General features: G+C 60.7%; 13 protein-coding genes. 4 read left to right on the top strand and 9 right to left on the bottom strand.

Annotated features, from left to right (window positions below; all coding sequences use genetic code 11):
* Positions 1 to 3 precede the first annotated feature (3 nt).
* Both ccoG and J1D76_RS18410 read right to left on the bottom strand, forming a co-directional pair.
* The gene (gene ccoG / locus J1D76_RS18415) at positions 4 to 1,416 is read right to left on the bottom strand and encodes a cytochrome c oxidase accessory protein CcoG (protein WP_421139697.1); all 1,413 of its coding nucleotides are present in this window, start codon (positions 1,414 to 1,416) and stop codon (positions 4 to 6) included.
* A gap of 192 nt (positions 1,417 to 1,608) precedes the next feature.
* Positions 1,609 to 1,842 carry a DUF3203 family protein gene (locus J1D76_RS18410; RefSeq protein WP_421139696.1) on the bottom strand — a complete coding sequence of 78 codons (234 nt, stop codon included), beginning with the start codon at positions 1,840 to 1,842 and terminating at the stop codon, positions 1,609 to 1,611.
* 120 nt (positions 1,843 to 1,962) lie between these two features.
* Between J1D76_RS18410 and J1D76_RS18405 the strand changes: the two genes are divergently transcribed.
* Positions 1,963 to 2,460 carry an MgtC/SapB family protein gene (locus J1D76_RS18405; protein ID WP_421139695.1) on the top strand — a complete coding sequence of 166 codons (498 nt, stop codon included), beginning with the start codon at positions 1,963 to 1,965 and terminating at the stop codon, positions 2,458 to 2,460.
* A 38-nt stretch (positions 2,461 to 2,498) separates the two neighbouring features.
* Here J1D76_RS18405 and J1D76_RS18400 read toward each other — a convergent pair whose 3' ends face one another.
* Positions 2,499 to 2,663, bottom strand: a complete 165-nt coding sequence (locus tag J1D76_RS18400) for a hypothetical protein (RefSeq protein ID WP_421139694.1) — start codon at positions 2,661 to 2,663, stop codon at positions 2,499 to 2,501.
* Positions 2,664 to 2,866: 203 nt separating this feature from the next.
* Here J1D76_RS18400 and J1D76_RS18395 point away from each other — a divergent pair, with 203 nt between their 5' ends.
* The 3 genes from J1D76_RS18395 (at position 2,867) to glgB (ending at position 10,639) form a co-directional block, all read left to right on the top strand.
* Entirely contained in the window at positions 2,867 to 4,864 is a 1,998-nt protein-coding gene (locus tag J1D76_RS18395; RefSeq protein WP_421139693.1) for an alpha-1,4-glucan--maltose-1-phosphate maltosyltransferase, read from the top strand.
* 199 nt (positions 4,865 to 5,063) lie between these two features.
* The gene (treS, locus tag J1D76_RS18390) at positions 5,064 to 8,405 is read left to right on the top strand and encodes a maltose alpha-D-glucosyltransferase (RefSeq protein ID WP_421139692.1); all 3,342 of its coding nucleotides are present in this window, start codon (positions 5,064 to 5,066) and stop codon (positions 8,403 to 8,405) included.
* Positions 8,406 to 8,407: 2 nt separating this feature from the next.
* On the top strand, positions 8,408 to 10,639 hold the full coding sequence (gene glgB, locus J1D76_RS18385) for a 1,4-alpha-glucan branching protein GlgB (RefSeq protein WP_421139691.1): 2,232 nt from the start codon (positions 8,408 to 8,410) through the stop codon (positions 10,637 to 10,639).
* A gap of 107 nt (positions 10,640 to 10,746) precedes the next feature.
* Here glgB and J1D76_RS18380 read toward each other — a convergent pair whose 3' ends face one another.
* The 6 genes from J1D76_RS18380 to J1D76_RS18355 form a co-directional block, all read right to left on the bottom strand.
* Entirely contained in the window at positions 10,747 to 11,814 is a 1,068-nt protein-coding gene (locus J1D76_RS18380) for an autotransporter domain-containing protein (protein ID WP_421139690.1), read from the bottom strand.
* Positions 11,815 to 12,125: 311 nt separating this feature from the next.
* Positions 12,126 to 14,744, bottom strand: coding sequence for an autotransporter outer membrane beta-barrel domain-containing protein (locus tag J1D76_RS18375; RefSeq protein ID WP_421139689.1), 2,619 nt, complete (start codon positions 14,742 to 14,744; stop codon positions 12,126 to 12,128).
* Positions 14,745 to 14,927: 183 nt separating this feature from the next.
* A complete protein-coding gene (locus J1D76_RS18370; protein WP_421139687.1) occupies positions 14,928 to 15,728 on the bottom strand; it encodes an endonuclease/exonuclease/phosphatase family protein in 801 nt (266 codons plus the stop codon).
* Positions 15,729 to 15,808: 80 nt separating this feature from the next.
* Positions 15,809 to 16,567 carry a PIG-L deacetylase family protein gene (locus J1D76_RS18365; RefSeq protein WP_421139686.1) on the bottom strand — a complete coding sequence of 253 codons (759 nt, stop codon included), beginning with the start codon at positions 16,565 to 16,567 and terminating at the stop codon, positions 15,809 to 15,811.
* 205 nt (positions 16,568 to 16,772) lie between these two features.
* Positions 16,773 to 18,941, bottom strand: coding sequence for a glycogen debranching protein GlgX (glgX, locus tag J1D76_RS18360; protein WP_421139685.1), 2,169 nt, complete (start codon positions 18,939 to 18,941; stop codon positions 16,773 to 16,775).
* Between the two features lie 179 nt (positions 18,942 to 19,120).
* On the bottom strand, positions 19,121 to 19,456 hold the full coding sequence (locus J1D76_RS18355; RefSeq protein WP_421139684.1) for a DUF2934 domain-containing protein: 336 nt from the start codon (positions 19,454 to 19,456) through the stop codon (positions 19,121 to 19,123).
* Between the last annotated feature and the right edge of the window lie 7 nt (positions 19,457 to 19,463).

Genomic DNA, 19,463 nt, shown 5'->3' with positions numbered 1-19,463 from the left:
GGCTCAGCGATTCATTGGCGCCACAAACCGGCTCTTCGCCACGCTATAAACATCCGGTTCATCGCTATCGACGACTTTGAAACTGAGGCTCTGCGAACTACTGGCCGCACGCTCAAAGAGCATCGCCACCGACACCGGTACATCGACAATCTCGCCCGGCGCCAGGCTCAATCGAGTCTTGCCCTGCCACTCGAAACCGTCGGCGTCCACCAGGCTCAATTGATAGTCCTGACGCTGCTGGGTCTTGTTGATCACCTTCAGGCTGTAGATGTTTTCGATCTGCCCCTGGCTGTTCTCGCGGAACAGGCCGCGGTCCTTGCTGACGTCGAGGGACACCATAGGTCGTTCCACCAATGCCACCACCAAGGCTGCGATCATCACCAGCAGCACGGCGGTGTAGCCGATCAGGCGCGGACGCAGCAGGTGTGTCTTGCCACCCTGCAACTGATGCTCGGACGTGTAGCTTATCAATCCTGGGGCATAGCCCATTTTGTCCATGATCGAATCACAGGCGTCGATGCACGCGGCGCAACCGATGCACTCCATCTGCAAGCCATCGCGAATGTCGATGCCGGTCGGACAAACCTGCACGCAGAGCTGGCAATCGATGCAGTCGCCCAAACCGACCTCGGCGGGTTTGACTTCGCGCTTGCGCGGGCCACGGTTTTCGCCACGGGCGACATCGTAGGAAATGGTCAGGGTGTCTTTGTCGAACATCACGCTCTGGAACCGCGCATACGGGCACATGTGCATGCACACCGCTTCGCGCAGCCAACCGGCGTTGATGTACGTGGCACCCGTGAAGAACAGCACCCAGAACAGGCTGACGCCACTGATTTGAAAGGTCAGCAGCGCTTCGGCCAGCGGCCGGATCGGTGTGAAGTAGCCGACAAAGGTCAGGCCGGTAAGCAGGCTGATGGCCAACCACAAGGTGTGCTTGGCCGAGCGACGCATCAGTTTGTCCAGGCCCCACGGCGCGGCTTGCAGCTTGATGCGCTGGTTGCGCTCGCCCTCGGTAAGCTGCTCGCACCACATGAAGAGCCAGGTCCAGGAACTTTGCGGGCAGGTGTAGCCACACCAGACCCGGCCGGCGAACACGGTGATTGCAAACAGACCGAACGCGGCAATGATCAACAGCGCCGAGAGCAGGATGAAATCCTGCGGCCAGAAGGTCGCACCAAAGATGTGGAACTTGCTTTCTGAAAGGTCCCAGAGCACCGCCTGGCGGCCGCCCCAGTCCAGCCACACGGTGCCGAAAAACAATAGAAACAAAAAACCCGCGCCGCTGATGCGCAGGTTGCGGAACAGCCCGGTAAAGCTGCGGGTATGGATCAGGTTGTCGCGGGTCCTGGCCTTCTTCTTTGTACGCGAAGGCTCGAAGGTTTCAACGGTTCGGACGGGGATTCTCTCGCTCATGGTCTTTCGCTCATCAGCCTCCATCAGGCATGAGCACTATGAGCGGCGATCTGTTTGCATAACAGACTCAGGTATTCGAATAAAAAGCAGATCAGTTGATGCTGTCTGCCCTCGCTGCGACAAGTTGAAGCACCCGCCAACACAGGGTGCAAGCACCTATCGAAAACAGCGGCGGTTGCTGCGCAACGCCGGTCATATCACCGAATCACTGTCAGTGGCTTTCAGATGACGGCGACCATCCACCGCGCCGGCGACGGTCAAGGCATCGGCTTCGGCTTCAGTGATGTAGACCCGCTCACCTTCGATGTCCACCGCCGACATGGCTTTGGCACCGTCAGTGACGATGGTCACGTCGGGACACAGACGAATGTGCTCGCCATTATCGGTGGTGAAAAAGCAGGTCTGGTTCTCGATGCGCACAGTCATGACGGAATCCTTTTTCAGTGGAAACTATAATTGAGGCCGCAAGCGTCGCTCATCGTTCTGTGCAACTGATTAATGGTCGCTGTGGTCCACCCTCCATGACCCACGCACAAGGACATCCCCATGAACGGATGGTGGCATGAAGTCTGGGCAACCCTGCAAGCCGAATTCGCCGACATCACCGATGCAGCGCAACTCACCCGGGTCACCGTGCGCCTGCTGATGGCCGCCGTGCTCGGCGGCATTCTTGGCTTCGAGCGTGAACACAAGGGCAAGGCGGCGGGCGTGCGCACCCACATGCTGGTGGCGATGGGCGCCGCATTGTTCGTCATGGTGCCGCAGATGTCGGGTTCGCAAGCCGACGCCATGAGCCGGGTGGTGCAGGGCGTGATTGCCGGGATTGGCTTTTTGGGGGCCGGTACCATCCTGAAAAACCAGGAAGGCGACGAAGGCCACGTCAAAGGCCTGACCACTGCCGCCGGCCTGTGGATGACCGCCGCCATTGGCGTCGCGGCCGGGCTGGGCCGGGAGGCGACGGCGGTGTTCAGCACGCTGTTGGCTTTGGGGGTGTTCAGTGTGATGCCTAAGATTGTGCAGAGGATCGAAAAGGATCACCCCTGATGACTTCCCCCAGCCTTGGGAACGATCAACTGTCTTCATTACGGGTTCACAATCACCGGCGGCATTGTCGCGGGCGGGTCTTCCCGTGGTGGCGGCGTAGTGCCTGGCGGGTCCTGTTCCGGCACAGGCTGCGGTTCGGTCGGCGGGATTACCGGGTTGTCGATGTTTGGATCAGGGGTTTCGGCGGGGAATGGATTGGACATCGGTCAAACCTCCAGTGGCACATGGCGTGAGTCGTGCTTAAGTTGGTTGACCGCTGCGAGAAGGGTTTGATTCCGGAAATTGGTGATGAACTTTTCCCGGCGGCTGTTGCTCGGAACCTAAGTGAGTGCATTCCGGGGCCGTCGGCTTGACGGGATGGCGACCAGACTTTAGCGCGTCCATGGGGCGTAAGGAGAGAGGCTCGATGACGGCTCAAAATCCGACTGAGCTGAGCTACAACCCGCACATGCCGCTATCGCAGGCGCTGTTGCTGCCGCGTATCGTCATCGAAAACATCATGCCAACCCTCGAAAACGGCCAGTTCGCGGTCAAGGCCGTGGTGGGGCAGGAGGTGGTCGTGACGGCCAAGGTGTTCGCCGACGGGCACGACAAGCTTGCGGTGCGCGTACGCTGGCAGGTCGAAGGCGAGGACGTCTGGCACAGCGAAGTGATGAACGATCTGGGCAATAACGGCTGGCAGGGGCAGTTTCAAGTCGACACACAGGGCCGTTACCTCTTTTGCATCGAAGCCTGGATCGATCAGTTCGCCAGTTTTCGCTACGAACTGGAAAAGAAACATGCGGCGGCGGTGCCGGTGAGCCTGGAACTGCAGGAAGGACGGATCCAAGTGCAACAGGCTGCCGAACGCAGCGACGGTCAGCTCAGTGAACAACTGGCGGCCCTGCACCAAAAACTCTCAGGGTTGCTGGAAACCGAGCAGATCGCACTGTTTTTGCACCCGCACAGCGCCGACCTCATGGCTCGCGTCGATCATCGCGCTTATCTGAGCCTCAGTCCCGAGTACCCCTTGGATGTCGAGCGCGAGCTGGCGCAGTTCGCCAGTTGGTACGAACTGTTCCCACGTTCGATCACCGACAACCCGGCGCGACATGGCACGTTCAATGACGTGCATTCGCGATTGGCGATGATCCAGGACATGGGGTTTGACGTGCTGTATTTTCCGCCGATTCATCCCATCGGTCGCAGCTACCGCAAAGGTCCGAACAACTCGCTGACGGCGGGCCCGGACGATCCGGGCAGCCCTTATGCAATCGGTAGCGAGGAGGGCGGCCACGAGGCGATTCACTCGCAATTGGGCACGCGCGAAGACTTCCGTCGACTGGTGGCTGCCGCGGCGGCCCATGGCCTGGAAATCGCCCTCGACTTTGCCATCCAGTGTTCCCAGGACCACCCTTGGCTCAAACAGCATCCGGGCTGGTTCAACTGGCGGCCCGATGGCACGATCAAGTACGCCGAAAACCCGCCGAAAAAATACCAGGACATCGTCAACGTCGACTTCTATGCCCCCGAGGCCATTCCGAGCTTGTGGGTAGAATTGCGCGACATCGTGGTGGGCTGGGTCGAGGAGGGCGTGAAGATCTTTCGCGTCGACAACCCACACACCAAGCCGTTGCCGTTCTGGCAATGGTTGATCGCCGATGTCCGGGCGCTGTACCCCGAGGTGATCTTCCTCGCCGAAGCCTTTACCACCCCGGCCATGATGGCTCGCCTGGGCAAGGTCGGTTATTCCCAGAGCTACACCTATTTCACCTGGCGCAACACCAAGGCCGAGCTGGCGACCTATTTCACCGAACTCAACGAGTCGCCTTGGCGCGAATGCTACCGGCCGAATTTTTTCGTCAATACGCCGGACATCAACCCAGCGTTCCTGCACAACTGCGGGCGGCCCGGTTTTCTCATTCGCGCCGTGCTGGCGACCATGGGCTCGGGCCTGTGGGGCATGTATTCGGGGTTTGAGTTGTGCGAGTCGGCGCCGGTACCGGGCAAGGAGGAATACCTCGACTCCGAGAAGTACGAAATCCGTCCGCGAGATTTCAATGCGCCGGGCAACATCATTGCCGAGATCGCCCAGCTCAACCGCATCCGCCGGCAGAACCCGGCGCTGCACACGCACTTGGGGCTGAAGGTCTACAACGCGTGGAACGACAACATCCTGTACTTCGGCAAGCGCAGTGCTGACGGCAGCAACTTCATTCTGTTAGCGGTCTGCCTCGATCCGCACAACGTACAGGAGGCAAGCTTCGAGTTGCCACTGTGGGAAATGGGCTTGCCCGACGACGCCAGCACCCAGGGCGAAGACCTGATGAATGGCCATCGCTGGACCTGGCAGGGCAAGTACCAGTTCATGCGGATTGACCCAGCGTACCAGCCCTTCGGGATTTGGCGCATTACCACCTCATAAATACATCACAGACACCCCTGGCGAGAGGGCAACGTAAACCTGTAGGAGCCGGCTTGCTGGCGATGGCTGCGCATCAATTTACATGGATGGCGCCTGACACGCCGCTATCGCCAGCAAGCCGGCTCCTACAGGCGGTAGGCGTCCCATCGAAAGTTTCCTGGCTCTGTGGTGGTTTTTTTGAATCGAACAGGAGTTTCAAATGGCGAAGAAACCCAAGGCAGCCACGTTCATCAAGGACCCGCTCTGGTACAAGGACGCGGTGATCTATCAAGTTCACGTCAAATCGTATTTCGACTCCAACAACGACGGGATCGGTGACTTCCCCGGCCTGATCGCCAAGCTCGATTACATCGCCGACCTTGGCGTCAACACCATCTGGCTGTTGCCGTTCTATCCCTCGCCTCGGCGCGACGACGGTTACGACATCGCTGAGTATCGTGGCGTACACAGCGACTACGGCACCATGGCCGACGCCAAGCGTTTCGTTGCCGAAGCGCACAAACGCGGTTTGCGGGTGATCACCGAGCTGGTCATCAACCACACCTCCGACCAGCATCCGTGGTTCCAGCGTGCGCGCAAGGCCAAGCCCGGCTCGGCGGCGCGGGACTTTTACGTGTGGTCCGATGATGATCAGAAATACGACGGCACCCGCATCATTTTCCTCGATACCGAAAAGTCCAATTGGACCTGGGACCCGGTCGCCGGCCAATACTTCTGGCACCGCTTCTATTCCCACCAGCCAGACCTGAACTTCGATAACCCGCAAGTCATGAAAGCGGTGCTGTCGGTGATGCGCTACTGGCTCGACATGGGCATCGACGGCTTGCGCCTGGACGCGATCCCCTACCTGATCGAGCGCGACGGCACCAACAATGAAAACCTGCCGGAAACCCACGACGTCCTGAAGAAGATCCGCGCCGAAATCGACGCCAACTACCCTGACCGCATGCTGCTGGCCGAGGCCAATCAGTGGCCGGAAGACACCCAGCTGTATTTCGGCGACACCGATAAAAAAGGCCTGAACGGCGACGAATGCCACATGGCCTTTCACTTCCCGTTGATGCCGCGCATGTACATGGCGCTGGCCCAGGAAGATCGCTTCCCGATTACCGATATTTTGCGTCAGACCCCGGATATCCCAGCCAACTGCCAGTGGGCCATTTTCCTGCGCAATCACGATGAGCTGACCCTGGAGATGGTCACCGACAAGGAACGCGACTACCTCTGGAACTACTACGCCGCCGACCGCCGGGCGAGGATCAACCTGGGGATTCGCCGTCGCCTTGCACCGTTGGTAGAACGTGACCGACGCCGTGTGGAATTGCTCAACAGCCTGCTGCTGTCGATGCCCGGCACGCCGACCCTGTATTACGGCGATGAAATCGGCATGGGCGACAACATCTACCTCGGCGACCGCGATGGCGTGCGTACGCCGATGCAATGGTCGATCGACCGCAACGGCGGTTTCTCTCGCGCCGACCCTGCCAGTTTGGTGTTGCCGCCGATCATGGACCCGCAATACGGCTACCTGTCGGTCAACGTCGAAACCCAGGCGGGTGACCCGCATTCGCTGCTGAACTGGACCCGGCGCATGCTCGCCGTGCGCAAGCAGTCCAAGGCCTTCGGGCGCGGTACGTTGAAAATGCTCTCGCCGAGCAACCGACGGATCTTGGCCTATACCCGTGAATACACCGGTGCGGACGGCAGATACGAAATCATTTTGTGCGTGGCCAACGTCTCGCGCAGTGCCCAGGCTGCCGAGCTGGATCTATCGGCGTACGTCGGCATGGTCCCGGTGGAGATGCTCGGCGGGAACGCGTTCCCGCCCATCGGCCAGTTGAGTTTCCTCCTGACCCTGGCGCCCTACGGCTTTTACTGGTTCGGCCTCGCCGCCGAAAACCAGATGCCGAGCTGGCACGTGGAGCCGGCGCAAAGCCTGCCGGACTTCACCACGCTGGTACTGAAAAAGCGCATGGAAGAATTGCTCGAGGCGCCGTCACGCACCACGCTGGAGCAGGGCATTTTGCCGAACTGGTTGCAGAATCGCCGATGGTTCGCCGGCAAGGACGCCGCCATCGAAAAGGTCGAACTGGCCTATGGCGTGCGGTTCGGCGATACCCAGCATCCGGTGCTGTTCAGCGAGATCAATGTCACCAGCGGGGGCCAGACCAGTCGCTACCAGTTGCCGTTCGGTTTTATCTCCGAGGATCAGGTCGGTACGCCGTTGCCACAACAATTGGCGCTGTCACGGGTTCGTCGCGGACGCCAGGTCGGCCTGATCACCGACGCCTTCAGCCTGGAAACCTTTGTGCATGCCGTACTGCAAGGCATTCAGGCCGGCACGGTGTTGTCGTCGAGTGAGGGCGAGATTCGTTTCGAGGCCACGGCAGAGCTGGAAAAACTCGGCCTCAATGCCGAGTCGCCGGTGCGCTACCTGTCGGCCGAGCAGTCCAACAGTTCGGTGGTCATTGGCAACAGCATGGTCCTGAAGCTGATTCGCAAGGTCGCCTCTGGTGTGCACCCTGAGCTGGAAATGAGTGCGTACCTGACCGAGGCCGGCTTCAGCAACATTTCGCCCTTGCTGGGTGCCGTGGTGCGTCGGGATGCGGCGGGGCAGGACAACCTGCTGATGATTGCCCAAGGCTATTTGAACAATCAGGGCGATGCCTGGGAGTGGACACAGAACAACCTCGAACGGGCACTGCGCGATGAGCTGGCCGACGTCATATCCGAGCAGGAGCAACACTACAACGCGCTCGGCGAACTGAAAGATTTCGCCGCTATGCTCGGTCAGCGCCTGGGTGAAATGCATCAGGTGCTGGCGGCGCCGAGTGCCAACCCGGACTTCCTGCCGCAAGTCACCACGCCGAAGGAAGCGCTGGCTTCGGCCAAGGATGTCGCTACACAAATCGAGCGCGCGCTGAGCCTGCTCAAACAGCATAAAAATCAGTTGAACCCGGCGGACCAGAACCTGGTCAGCCATTTACTGGACAACAGGAAAGCCATCATCGGCCATGTTCAGGAACTGGGTAAAAAAGCCGCCGGTGGCCTGCGCATTCGCGTGCATGGCGACCTGCACCTGGGGCAAGTGCTGGTGATCAAGGGTGATGCCTACCTGATCGACTTCGAAGGCGAACCGGCGCGGCCATTGCATGAACGACGGGGTAAACACAGCCCGTACAAGGATGTCAGCGGTGTGTTGCGTTCCTTCGACTATGCCGCGGCCATGGCGATCAACGTGCACAACGTCGATAACACGGCGGCGGCCGATGCGGCCCGTGTACGGGTCACTGGTCGCTATTTAAGTGAGGCGCGACAAGCATTTCTCGACGCCTATCGGCTGGCGGCAGCTAGTCTTGGCCATGCATGGCAAGATCCCGAGGGCGAGGACGCCGCGCTGGCGTTGTTCGGCCTGGAGAAGGCGGCGTATGAAGTGGCCTATGAGGCGGAAAATCGCCCCACCTGGTTGCCCGTGCCGTTGCACGGCTTATATGGATTATTGAGTGGGCTTAAACCCTTTTCCGATCTTGGTGGAGAGTAGTCATGAGTGTCTCGAACAAGGAACAGGGTGATCACAAAGAAGCGCTGCTACTTGGCGCGCGGGATATCGACGCCCTGGTGCGCGCCGAACATATCGATCCGTTTTCCATTCTCGGCCCGCATGGTGATGGTGCCGGCGGGCAGTTCATCCGCGCTTATCTGCCTGGCGCGTTGAGTGTGCAGGTGCTGGCCAGGGACTCCGGCGAAGAGCTCGGACAACTGGAGGCTACAGAGACGCCGGGTTTGTTTGTCGGGCACTTCGAGCGTGCACAGTCCTATCTGCTGCGCACCCGTTGGGCCGGCGGTGAACAGACCGCCGAAGACCCTTACAGCTTCGGCCCCTTGTTGGGCGAAATGGACTTGTATCTGTTTGCCGAAGGCAATCACCGCGACCTCAGTTCGTGCCTCGGTGCGCAGTTGAAAACCGTGGACGGCGTCGACGGCGTGCGTTTCGCCGTGTGGGCGCCGAATGCCCGAAGGGTCTCGGTGGTAGGGGATTTCAACGTTTGGGACGGGCGCCGCCATCCGATGCGCTTGCGTCATCCCACGGGTGTCTGGGAGTTGTTCATCCCGCGCCTGCAAGCCGGCGATGCCTACAAATACGAAATTCTCGGTGCCCACGGCATCTTGCCATTGAAGGCCGACCCGTTGGCGCTGGCCACCAGCCTGCCACCGGACACCGCTTCGAAAGTCGCCTCGCCCCTGAACGTCGACTGGCAGGACCAGGACTGGATGATGTCCCGCGGCGACCGCCAGCGGGTCACGGCGCCCTTGTCGATCTATGAATTGCACGCGGGTTCCTGGCAATGCGAGCTGGATGACCTAGGCGAAGTGGCCCGCCAGTACACCTGGCCGGAACTGACGGAGCGCTTGATTCCCTACGTCAAAGAACTGGGCTTCACCCATATTGAATTGATGCCAATCATGGAGCACCCGTTCGGTGGCTCCTGGGGCTATCAGCTATTGTCGCAATTCGCGCCGAGTGCGCGCTATGGCACGCCCGACGAGTTCGGCGCGTTCATCAACGCCTGTCACCAGGCCGAAATCGGGGTGATCCTCGATTGGGTGCCTGCGCATTTTCCGACCGACACTCACGGTTTGGCACAGTTCGATGGCACGGCGCTGTACGAGTACGGCAATCCGCAGGAAGGTTTCCACCAGGATTGGGACACGCTGATCTACAACCTCGGTCGCACCGAAGTGCACGGCTACATGCTGGCGTCGGCGCTGCACTGGCTCAAGCATTTCCATGTCGACGGCCTGCGGGTCGATGCCGTGGCCTCGATGCTCTACCGCGACTACTCGCGCAAGGCCGGCGAGTGGGTACCGAACCGCTATGGCGGGCGCGAGAATCTGGAAGCCATCGACTTCCTGCGCCACCTCAACGACGTGGTCGCCCTCGAAGCGCCCGGCGCGCTGGTAATCGCCGAGGAATCCACCGCGTGGCCGGGTGTCAGCCAAAGCACGCAACAGGGTGGCCTGGGCTTTGCCTACAAATGGAACATGGGCTGGATGCATGATTCGCTGCATTACATCCAGCAGGACCCGGTCTACCGCGCCCATCACCACAACGAACTGAGTTTTGGCCTGATGTATGCGTGGTCCGAGCGTTTCATCCTGCCGATCTCCCACGATGAAGTGGTGCACGGCAAACACTCGCTGATCGACAAGATGCCGGGCGACCGCTGGCAAAAATTTGCCAACCTGCGGGCCTACCTGAGTTTCATGTGGGCGCATCCGGGCAAGAAGTTGCTGTTCATGGGCTGCGAGTTTGGCCAGTGGCGGGAGTGGAACCACGACCAGCAACTGGACTGGTACCTGTTGCAGTACTCCGAACACAAGGGCGTGCAAAAACTGGTCGGCGACCTCAATCGCCTGTACCGCGAAGAGCCGGCGCTGCACGAGCAGGACGATGTGCCGCAGGGCTTCCAGTGGTTGATCGGCGATGATGCGATCAACAGCGTCTATGCGTGGCTGCGCTGGAGCAAGGACGGCAAGCCGATGCTGGTGGTGGCCAACTTCACGCCGGTGCCGAGAGAAGCTTACCGCGTCGGGGTGCCGTTTGCCGGGCAGTGGAGCGAGGTGTTCAATAGTGATTCGTCGATTTACGCCGGGTCCAACTACGGCAACAGTGGCGGGGCCACGGCGCAGGCAACCTCGAGCCATGGGCAGGCTTTGTCGCTGGTGTTGAATTTGCCGCCGTTGGCGGTGTTGATGTTAAGGCCGCAGGGCTGATCTCAAGTCGGCGGTGCTGCCTTTCGCGAGCGGGCTCGCTCCTACACTGATACTTATCCAGTGTAGGAGCGAGCCCGCTCGCGAAGGGTCCAACCCGACCGCCGCTCTCACCAACGCATCCGCACACCCAGGCTGCCAATCAAACCGTTCAAGTCGTTGTCGTCCACGTCGCTGCTGTAATCGGCGCTGACGTACAGGCTCACCGTCGGCGTCACCCTGGCGACCAGGCCCAGGCCCAGTTCGACGGTTGAGGAATTGCGGCTGCTGGAAATCTTGTCGACCTGATCGAGGGTCACGGTGTTGCCGGTATACACCGTGTGCCACAAGTTGGTTCGCACGTAGGGCTCGACGGGCAGGCCACTGATGTCGTAACTGCCTTTCAAGCGCGCACCGACGCGACCGCTCCACGAGGTCAGGTCCGTGGACGATGCATTGCCGGAACCGGCGAATGGGGTGTCGAGGGTGATGCGTTGGCTGATCACTTGGGCCTGGGGTTCGATGATCCAGTTTTCGCCCAGGCCGATCGGGAATCCGCCTTCCACCGACAGCGTCATCGCGCTGCCTTCTGTGGCCTGCCGGGTGCCTTGCTCGTTGCGGCTGAAACCACTGACTCGGCCACCGCTGGCGGTCAGGTCGAGGTGCCAGCCTTGTGGGCCGGTCAGGCTCCAGTAGGCACCGAGGCTTTGGCCCTGGAGGTTGAGTGTGTCGCTGTTGGGGTCAGACATCAGTGGCGAGATTTGTGCGCCATTGCTGTTGAGCTGGAATTGGTTCGTGCCACCCACCAAGCCGAAACTCTGCGTGTGGCCGCTGGCGCTTTGCAGGGTGAGGATGGCCGGGCCTTTGAGTTCGTGGGTACCGGGGACGGCGAGTCCCTGGGAAAAGAAGTCGGTTTGAGCTTGGCGAGAAGGCTGGCCGTAGAGTTGGTCCCAGGCTATCGGGGCGGCATCTTCGGTGGTGAGGTTCGAATTTCGCAAGTCAGGCTGGGGGCTTAATTGACCGGTATATGATGTTGCGAGGGTAGACAAACTGAGTGTCGGGATGTCCTGCCGGTACCACGGGGAGGTTTCTTGCTCGGCTGGGGCGGCTTGCACTTCCAGAGTGGAACACAGCAGGAGTGAACTCGACACAGTGCAAAAAGTGACTTTGATCTCTTGTGGGGTGAGAGAGGTTTTCATGGGGGTCTACCTTGCAATCGCATGCGGTATCTCGCTGTGGCGCCTCTCCTACCCCGAATGAGGGGCGACCGAATGAATTAGGGCACGCCAGGGGGCTGCCCGTTTTTACGGGTGCCTGAGGCTGGTCCTGGTGGTAATTCGGGGGTAGTAACGTGAAGTCAAGAGGACCGCTTAGGTTGCGTCAAGAAAATGGCCGATAAGTGGTATTGCTATTTCGGATCATTTAAGTGACTGATTTATGGCGTGTCTCTAAGTTCTTGTTTGTTCGAAAAATCGTCAAAAAAACCTCTGACTAGAGCGACTTTCAAGTCTCACCAGCTTACCCTGACGCCTACGTTGCCAAAGGTTCCCCGTTGTTGGTTGCTGTCGATATTGCTGCTGTAATCCAGGCCGGCGTACACGCTGACCGAAGTCGCGACACTCAACACCATGCCGATACCGAGGTCGGCAGATGAAGTGCGTTGCTGGGTGTCCACTTGATCCACATGGTCAAAAATGGCCGTATCGGTGCCGGTGAACGTGTGCCAGATATTGGCGCGCAGATAGGGTTCCAGCGGCCGTCCGCCCACCTCGTAACGACCTTTGAGGCGCGCGCCGACGCGGCCGGTCCAGGCACTGTCGGAATCGAATGAGACATGGGAGATGCCGTCGTCCTGGCTGTCGAGGCTGACCTTCTGATAAATCGCCTGGGCCTGGGGTTCGACCACCCAGTTGCCGGCCAGCGCAATCGGGTAGCCGACTTCTGCCGAGAGGGTCGTCACATGGCCATCGTTGTCGAGTTTCAGACCGCTTTCGGAACGGTTATTGCCATTGAGCCGGGTGTACATGGCCACGATATCCAGATAATCGTCGGCGGGGTCGATGAGGGTCCAGTAGGCACCGAAGCTGTCGCCCTTGAGCTCCACGTTGCCGGAGCGCTTGCCTTCGAAGCCCTGGTTGAAACCGTCGACATCGCCTTGCAGGCGGCTGTGGCCGATGAAGAATCCGCTGCGTTGGGTCTGTCCACTGGTCAACTCGGAGCTGAACAGGTCATTGCCGACCTGAAAGCCGTTGAGTGAGCCATCCAGCCTGGGCGTGACGGTGCCGGCCCAGGTCTGGTCGAGGTTCTTGCCGTAGACCCGGCCCCACCCGGCACTGAGGGTGCCGGTTTCGGTCAACAGGCGCTGATCGCCCTGACGGTCATGAAAGGTACCCAACGCGGACAGGCTCAATTGTGCGGCCGCGGGCAGCAGCACCGACCAGGTGGGCACGGCCTCGCGGTACAAGGGGATCGGGGCGGCGCCGGGTACGGCGACGGGTAGCACCGGGGCCTTGAAGGCCACGACAGTTTCTGGGGAGCCTACAACCGGCCCGGTCCCATTGACCGTGGAAGTGACCACCACCGGCGCGGCCACCGGTACCGCGACGATGGGCACCAGCGTCGGCGGCAGGGCGGGGTCAGGATTGGCGACGGCGACCACGGGTGGCGCTACTACCGAAGAGCGCAGGTACCAACTGTTTTCGCTGCCCGGGGTGATCCCGCCTTTGAACAGGCGGTAATCGAAGGCGCCCACCGACACCGGGGTCTTGAGGGCGAACGCGGTGTTATTGCTCACCGCCGTGCCTTGGGCCTGCACCAGTTGAATACCGTTTTGCTGGGTCAAGGCGCCCAGGCCCCCAACGTTGCTGACGCTGATCAGCGTGTTGCCGGTCAGGGTCCCGTTGTTGACCACCAGTTTGTCGCTGGCAGAACTGTCATCGCCGACGGCGCTTTGCAACAGCAATTGACCGCCATTACCCGCGTAATTGCCCTTCACCGTCAGGGTGTCATTGGTGCGTGTATTAGCACTGGTGAGATCGATGGTCCCGCTGTTATTCAAGGTCGCGAGCTGCCCTGCGGTGATCGGGCTGATGCTGCCTTGCGCTGACGTCAGCGTGCTGCTGGCGTCGACATTGAACACGCCCGTGCCGCTGCTGCTGTCGCCCAATTGAAAGTTGCCATCCAGATCGAACCGCGAGCCTTTGATCAGGTTGACGGTTTCCCAGTTGATGTAACGAGCGGCGCCGGACGACGTGGTGTGATCGAAAGTCAGCAAGTCATTGCCAACGCCGCCATTGAGGCTCGGTGTGAGGGCGAGGGTGCTGTCGGTGAGATTGCGCAGAGTGGCGCTGTCATTGCCGGCTTCCAAGAGGATTTGCGAGCGGATGATCCCGCCGCCATCCCACACCAGCGTGTCATCGCCATTGCCAGCACGGATCTCGCCGACGATTTCGCCGCCGGTGACGGTGATGCTGTCGTTGCCGTTGCTGACACTGATGTTGCCGCCAATTCGCCCACCGGAAACGATGATGGTGTCGTTTCCCAGCCCGGTCACCAGATTGCCGAGGATCTGCCCACCGGACAGGTCGAAAATATTGTTGTCGAGTTTCATGTCGACCCGCCCGATGGTGCCACCGGTCATTTTGGCAACGTCGCCATCCTCGAAGGCGCCGACGATGGTCCCACCGGTCATCAGGAAAGTGTCACGGCCGTCGCCTTGGGCCAGCGACTGAATGCTTCCGCCGGTCATCACAAAGTTATCAATGCCGTTGCCTTGGTTAACCGCGCCGGTCACTTGCCCGGCGCTGATCGTGAACTTGTCGGAGCCATCACCCTGATCCACGGCCCCGGCGAGAATGCCGGACGCCATGTTCAATGTGTCGGCGCCTGCACCGAAAGTCACGTTGCCATTGACCCTGCCGCTGCCGTTGACTGGAAAGGTCAGGGTGTTATTGCCCGACAGGTCGGTCAGTGGCCCGCTGGTGCCGCTGTCGCATACCAGGTTGTCGTTGCCGGCGGTGGGGGTAAGCGTGCAGGCCGCGTGGGCGGGAAATGGCCAGCCCATGCATAAACAGAGCGAGACGGCGCAGGTGCTGAAACGGTACTTGGGCAGGTCTGTCGAAAACGCCATGCTCGCCTCCGCGATGGGATCAACGTCCGAAGCTTTTTCGGGCGTCGGCAATAGCCAGGTTCGGCTGCCCCTGCCTGCAAGGGCAGGGCATCACCAACGTAGCAGGCACGGATTGAGTGTGGCTACTGTCAGAAATTACAGGTAGGGGTGGTTTCACAGCGTTTTTCGCCGAAGGGCAAGGCTTCAGAGATGCACTTCCACCGCCAACGGCAAATGATCAGACAGGTGCGTCCACGGCTTGTGCCCGAGTATTTGCGGGGCGTGGCTGCTGGCATTGCGCAGGTAGACGCGGTCCAGGCGCAGCAAGGGAAACCGGGCGGGGTAGGTCTTGGCCGGGCGCCCATGGTGACGCTCGAAGGCTTCGTGCAGGTAGTTGCGACGGGCCAGGGCGGCGTTGCCTTGCAGTTGCCAGTCGTTGAAGTCGCCGGCAATGATCACCGGCGCCTCGTCAGGCAGGGATTCCAGCAGTTGGCAGAGCAACTGCAACTGCAACTGGCGATGACTCTCCAGCAGGCTCAGATGAACGCAAATGGCATGCACCTCATTGTGCCCCGGCACATCGAGCACGCAGTGCAATAAGCCGCGGCGTTCGGGACCGGTAATGGAGACGTCGAGGTTGCGGTATTCGCGGATCGGGTATTTCGACAACAGGGCATTGCCGTGGTGGCCGTCGGGATACACCGCGTTGCGTCCGTAGGCGAAGTCGCTCCACATGCTGTCGGCGAGAAATTCGTACTGCGAGGTTGTGGGCCAATCGTTGTAGCGCGAGGAGTGACGGTCGTGCTCGCCGACCACTTCCTGCAAGAACACCAGATCGGCCGACGTACTGCGCACCGCTTCGCGCAACTCGGGAAGAATGAAGCGTCGGTTGAGTGCGGTAAAACCCTTGTGGGTGTTGACCGTTAGCACACGAAGCCGATGAATCGCCGCCGGGGTGTTCAACGACCTTGATTCGTCTGCCTGCCGTTCTGAATGACGGGTCACAATCACTCCTCTGATTCAGGGGGTTGCCTATGCATGCGACTGATGCGACGGCAGGCAGTTCAGTCTGTATGGCACCGCGTTCACACCAGGACGATTTCATAAGGCAGGCGAATGCGCTCCAGCAACGATCGGGGCAACGAAGGGGCGAGGCCGATGGCCGGTTCACCGTCAAGCTGGCTGGCGTAGGCGTGGGTGGCGTGGCTTTTGCGGGCGACGGTCCAGGTGTCCAGGCGCACTTTGCGCGCACGGTGCCAGGGGATCAGTTCGCCGTCCCGCGCCGGCCAGTGCCAGGCCCAGAACGGTACGTCGTTGTAGGTGGCGCCAACGCTGGCCGCGGCTTTGGCGCAGGCGCGGCCCACGGTGTCGTGGTCGACGTTGCCGTCCTCGCACCAGGTGCTGAACACTACATCGCCGGGGCGCAGGTAGCGCGCGATGAAGTGGGTGATCTGTTCCTCACGCTCGACCAGTGCGTTGTCGGTGAAGCCGCCGCGAATCCATTTCAGGCTGTGCATCGGCAGGCCGAGCCGGCGCAGGGCTTCCACGCTCTCCTGGGGGCGAAATACGCTGAGGCGTTTTTCCGACCACTGTTGCGACCCCGGATGACTGGCGCTGCCGTCGGTGAGCGAGATCAATTGCAAGGGGTGGCCGAGATTGCTGAGCAATTGCAGCAGGCCGCCGCAGGTCACGACCTCGTCGCCGGGATGGGGGGCGATCAGGACCGCGCGTGCGCCGGCGGGTACCAGCGCTTGGGTGTTGATGACCGGAATATTGTCCAGTTGCGGGGCGCTGTTCCAGATCTGCGCGGGCAGGCTGGCTTCGCTGAAGGAAACGGATTTCATGGTGGATACGTCCTTGTTCTGCGTCGCCTTCAGTCCTGCGCGAGACGAGCCCGGCAGACCCCTGAGGGCGGGTGGATACGATGGCGACAAACCCAACCCTGGCGTGTCGCGCATCGAGTATTGCTCATGTCTGGCTATTCGTCGCGTCGCCAGTCTGTACGGAGTGATTTTTCCGCCCTACGGCAGTGGCGCGCAGAATCGCTCGTTATTCTTCTTCCTCATGTTGCAACTCGAACAACAGCAGCGAACGGCCGGTGACCGAGTACTCGTGGCCAAATTCGAAGCGCTCCTGACCGCGAATCGACGGCTGGTTGGTGTCGATCATGCACGTCCAGAAAACCCCGTCAGGCACTTCCGGCAAGCGGAAGTTGACGATGTCGTGATGGGCGTTCACCACCAGCAGCAACGTCGCGTCGGCGCCTTTGCGGCGAATGCCGGTTTCTTGTGCACGGCCGTCGAGCAGCATGCCCAGGCAGCGATTGGTCGCATCGTGCCAGTGCTCGGTGGTCATCTCCGTGCCGTCCGGCGCCAGCCAGGTCACGTCCTTGACGCCGATGTCCTCATTGTAATTGCCCACCAGGAAACGTCCGCGACGCAGGATCGGATAAGCCAGGCGCAACTTGATCAGGCGTTTGACGAACTTGAGCAGGGCCTTGCCGTCTTCGCTCAGGTCCCAATTGACCCAACCGATTTCGCTGTCCTGGCAATACGCATTGTTGTTGCCGTCCTGGGTACGGGCGAACTCGTCGCCGGCCACCAGCATCGGCGTGCCTTGGGCCAGCAGCAGGGTGGCGAAGAAATTGCGCATTTGCCGGTGGCGCAGGGCATTGATCTCGGGGTCGTCGGTGGGGCCTTCGACGCCGTGGTTCCACGACAGGTTGTTGTTGCTGCCGTCCTGGTTGTTTTCGTCGTTGGCTTCGTTGTGCTTGTCGTTGTACGACACCAGGTCGTTGAGGGTAAAGCCGTCGTGGGCGGTGACGAAGTTGACCGAAGCGTAGGGGCGACGGCCACGCTCGTTGAACATCGCGCCGGAGGCGGTCAGGCGGCTGGCGAAGTCTGCCAGTTGCCCGTCGTCGCCTTTCCAGAACGCGCGCACGGTGTCGCGGAACTTGTCGTTCCATTCGACCCAGCCCGGCGGGAAATTACCCACCTGATAACCGCCGGGACCGCAGTCCCACGGCTCGGCGATCAGTTTGACCTGGCGCAACACCGGGTCCTGGCGGCAGGCGACCAGGAAACTGTGACGTTCGTCGAAACCGTCGTGATAGCGCCCGAGGATGGTGGCCAGGTCGAAACGGAAGCCGTCCACGTGCATTTCCGTGGCCCAGTAGCGAAGGGAGTCGGTGACCATTTGCAGCACGCACGGGTGGCTCAGGTCCAGGGTGTTGCCGGTGCCGGAATCGTTGATGTAGAAGCGTTTGTCATCGGGCATCAGGCGATAGTAGGAGGCGTTGTCGATGCCGCGCATGGACAGGGTCGGGCCTTGTTCGTTGCCTTCGGCGGTGTGGTTGTAGACCACGTCGAGGATGACTTCCAGATTGGCTTCGTGCAGGTGCGCGACCATTTCCTTGAACTCGGCAATCTTGCCGCTGGCCAGGTAACGCGGGTCGGGGGCAAAGAACGCAATGCTGTTGTAGCCCCAATAGTTGGTCATGCCCTTGTGCAACAGATGCTGGTCGTTGACGAACGCGTGGATCGGCAACAGCTCTACGGTCGACACACCGAGCTTGCGGATGTGCTCGACCACGTCATCGACCATCAACCCGGCAAAGGTGCCGCGCACGTTTTCCGGGACCGAGGGATGGCGCATGCTGATGCCGCGCACGTGGGTTTCATAGATGATGGTTTTGTCCCACGGCACGCTGACGCGATGGTCGTGGCCCCAGGTGTGCGCCGGGTCGATGACCTTGCATTTGGGCACGAAGGGCGCGCTGTCGCGTTCATCGAAACTGAGGTCGGCGTCGGGGTGGCCGATGGTGTAGCCGAACAGCGCCTCGGACCATTTCAGCTTGCCGACCAGTTGCTTGGCGTACGGGTCGATCAGCAATTTGTTGGGGTTGAAGCGATGGCCGTTGGCCGGGTCGTACGGGCCGTAGACTCGATAACCGTAGATCAGCCCCGGATGGGCGTCGGGCAAATAGCCGTGGTAGATCTCGTCGGTGTATTCCGGCAGCTCGATGCGTTCGAGCTCGACCTCGCCGGTGTCATCGAACAGGCACAGTTCAACTTTGGTGGCGTGGGCGGAAAACAGGGCAAAGTTAACCCCCAGCCCATCCCAGGTAGCACCCAGCGGAAAGGGCAGGCCTTCGCGGATCCGCGTGGCTTCGGCACGAGGGGCGGGCGCGGCAGGCGCGGCTTTCTTAGCATTGGTCATAGGTACTCCTGTAAGCGGCGGCTACCTGTTGGCGCCCGCATGCGAAAACGGGGTGTCAGGCACTCTCAATGTTGGATGTGACGGCCTCTTCGCGGTCAAGCCCGCTCCTACAAAGGAACTGTGAGTACCCTTAAATACTGTAGGAGCGGGCTTGCCCGTGAAAGGGCCATCAGCCCTGATCAAACCGTCGGCGGTTTTCGTGCGGTGCGGGGTTTTTTCTCGGCGGTTTTTTCGCCCGGTGGGATCACTTTCGAAGCCGCCGCCGGTTTGGCCTTGGACTTCGCCGCGGCGGTCTTGCCGTTGAGCGTCTTGTCAGGGCGAGGTTTCGCTTCGGCGGTTTCTTTCGGTGCGGTCTTGCTGGCAACAGCCTTTGCAGACTTTTTCGGTGCCAGGGCTTCGGCTTCGGCCAGTTTGCGCGCCATCTCCCAGTGGCGCGCTTCGTGACCTTCAGGCTTTCCTTCGGACTCCCAGATCTGATACGCGAACTCGCGGATGCGTTTATCGTCGGTACTCATCGCAATA

It is taken from the genome of Pseudomonas sp. NFX15 (assembly GCF_049132105.1).
GTDB lineage: Bacteria > Pseudomonadota > Gammaproteobacteria > Pseudomonadales > Pseudomonadaceae > Aquipseudomonas.
This window is presented reverse-complemented; position numbering and strand designations above follow the sequence as displayed.

Coding starts and splice junctions, on each gene's coding strand:
- ccoG (WP_421139697.1), bottom strand. CDS start 1,416: ATGAGCGAGAGAATCCCCGTCCGAACCGTTGAAACCTTCGAGCCTTCG.
- J1D76_RS18410 (WP_421139696.1), bottom strand. CDS start 1,842: ATGACTGTGCGCATCGAGAACCAGACCTGCTTTTTCACCACCGATAAT.
- J1D76_RS18405 (WP_421139695.1), top strand. CDS start 1,963: ATGAACGGATGGTGGCATGAAGTCTGGGCAACCCTGCAAGCCGAATTC.
- J1D76_RS18400 (WP_421139694.1), bottom strand. CDS start 2,663: ATGTCCAATCCATTCCCCGCCGAAACCCCTGATCCAAACATCGACAAC.
- J1D76_RS18395 (WP_421139693.1), top strand. CDS start 2,867: ATGACGGCTCAAAATCCGACTGAGCTGAGCTACAACCCGCACATGCCG.
- treS (WP_421139692.1), top strand. CDS start 5,064: ATGGCGAAGAAACCCAAGGCAGCCACGTTCATCAAGGACCCGCTCTGG.
- glgB (WP_421139691.1), top strand. CDS start 8,408: ATGAGTGTCTCGAACAAGGAACAGGGTGATCACAAAGAAGCGCTGCTA.
- J1D76_RS18380 (WP_421139690.1), bottom strand. CDS start 11,814: ATGAAAACCTCTCTCACCCCACAAGAGATCAAAGTCACTTTTTGCACT.
- J1D76_RS18375 (WP_421139689.1), bottom strand. CDS start 14,744: ATGGCGTTTTCGACAGACCTGCCCAAGTACCGTTTCAGCACCTGCGCC.
- J1D76_RS18365 (WP_421139686.1), bottom strand. CDS start 16,567: ATGAAATCCGTTTCCTTCAGCGAAGCCAGCCTGCCCGCGCAGATCTGG.
- glgX (WP_421139685.1), bottom strand. CDS start 18,941: ATGACCAATGCTAAGAAAGCCGCGCCTGCCGCGCCCGCCCCTCGTGCC.
- J1D76_RS18355 (WP_421139684.1), bottom strand. CDS start 19,456: ATGAGTACCGACGATAAACGCATCCGCGAGTTCGCGTATCAGATCTGG.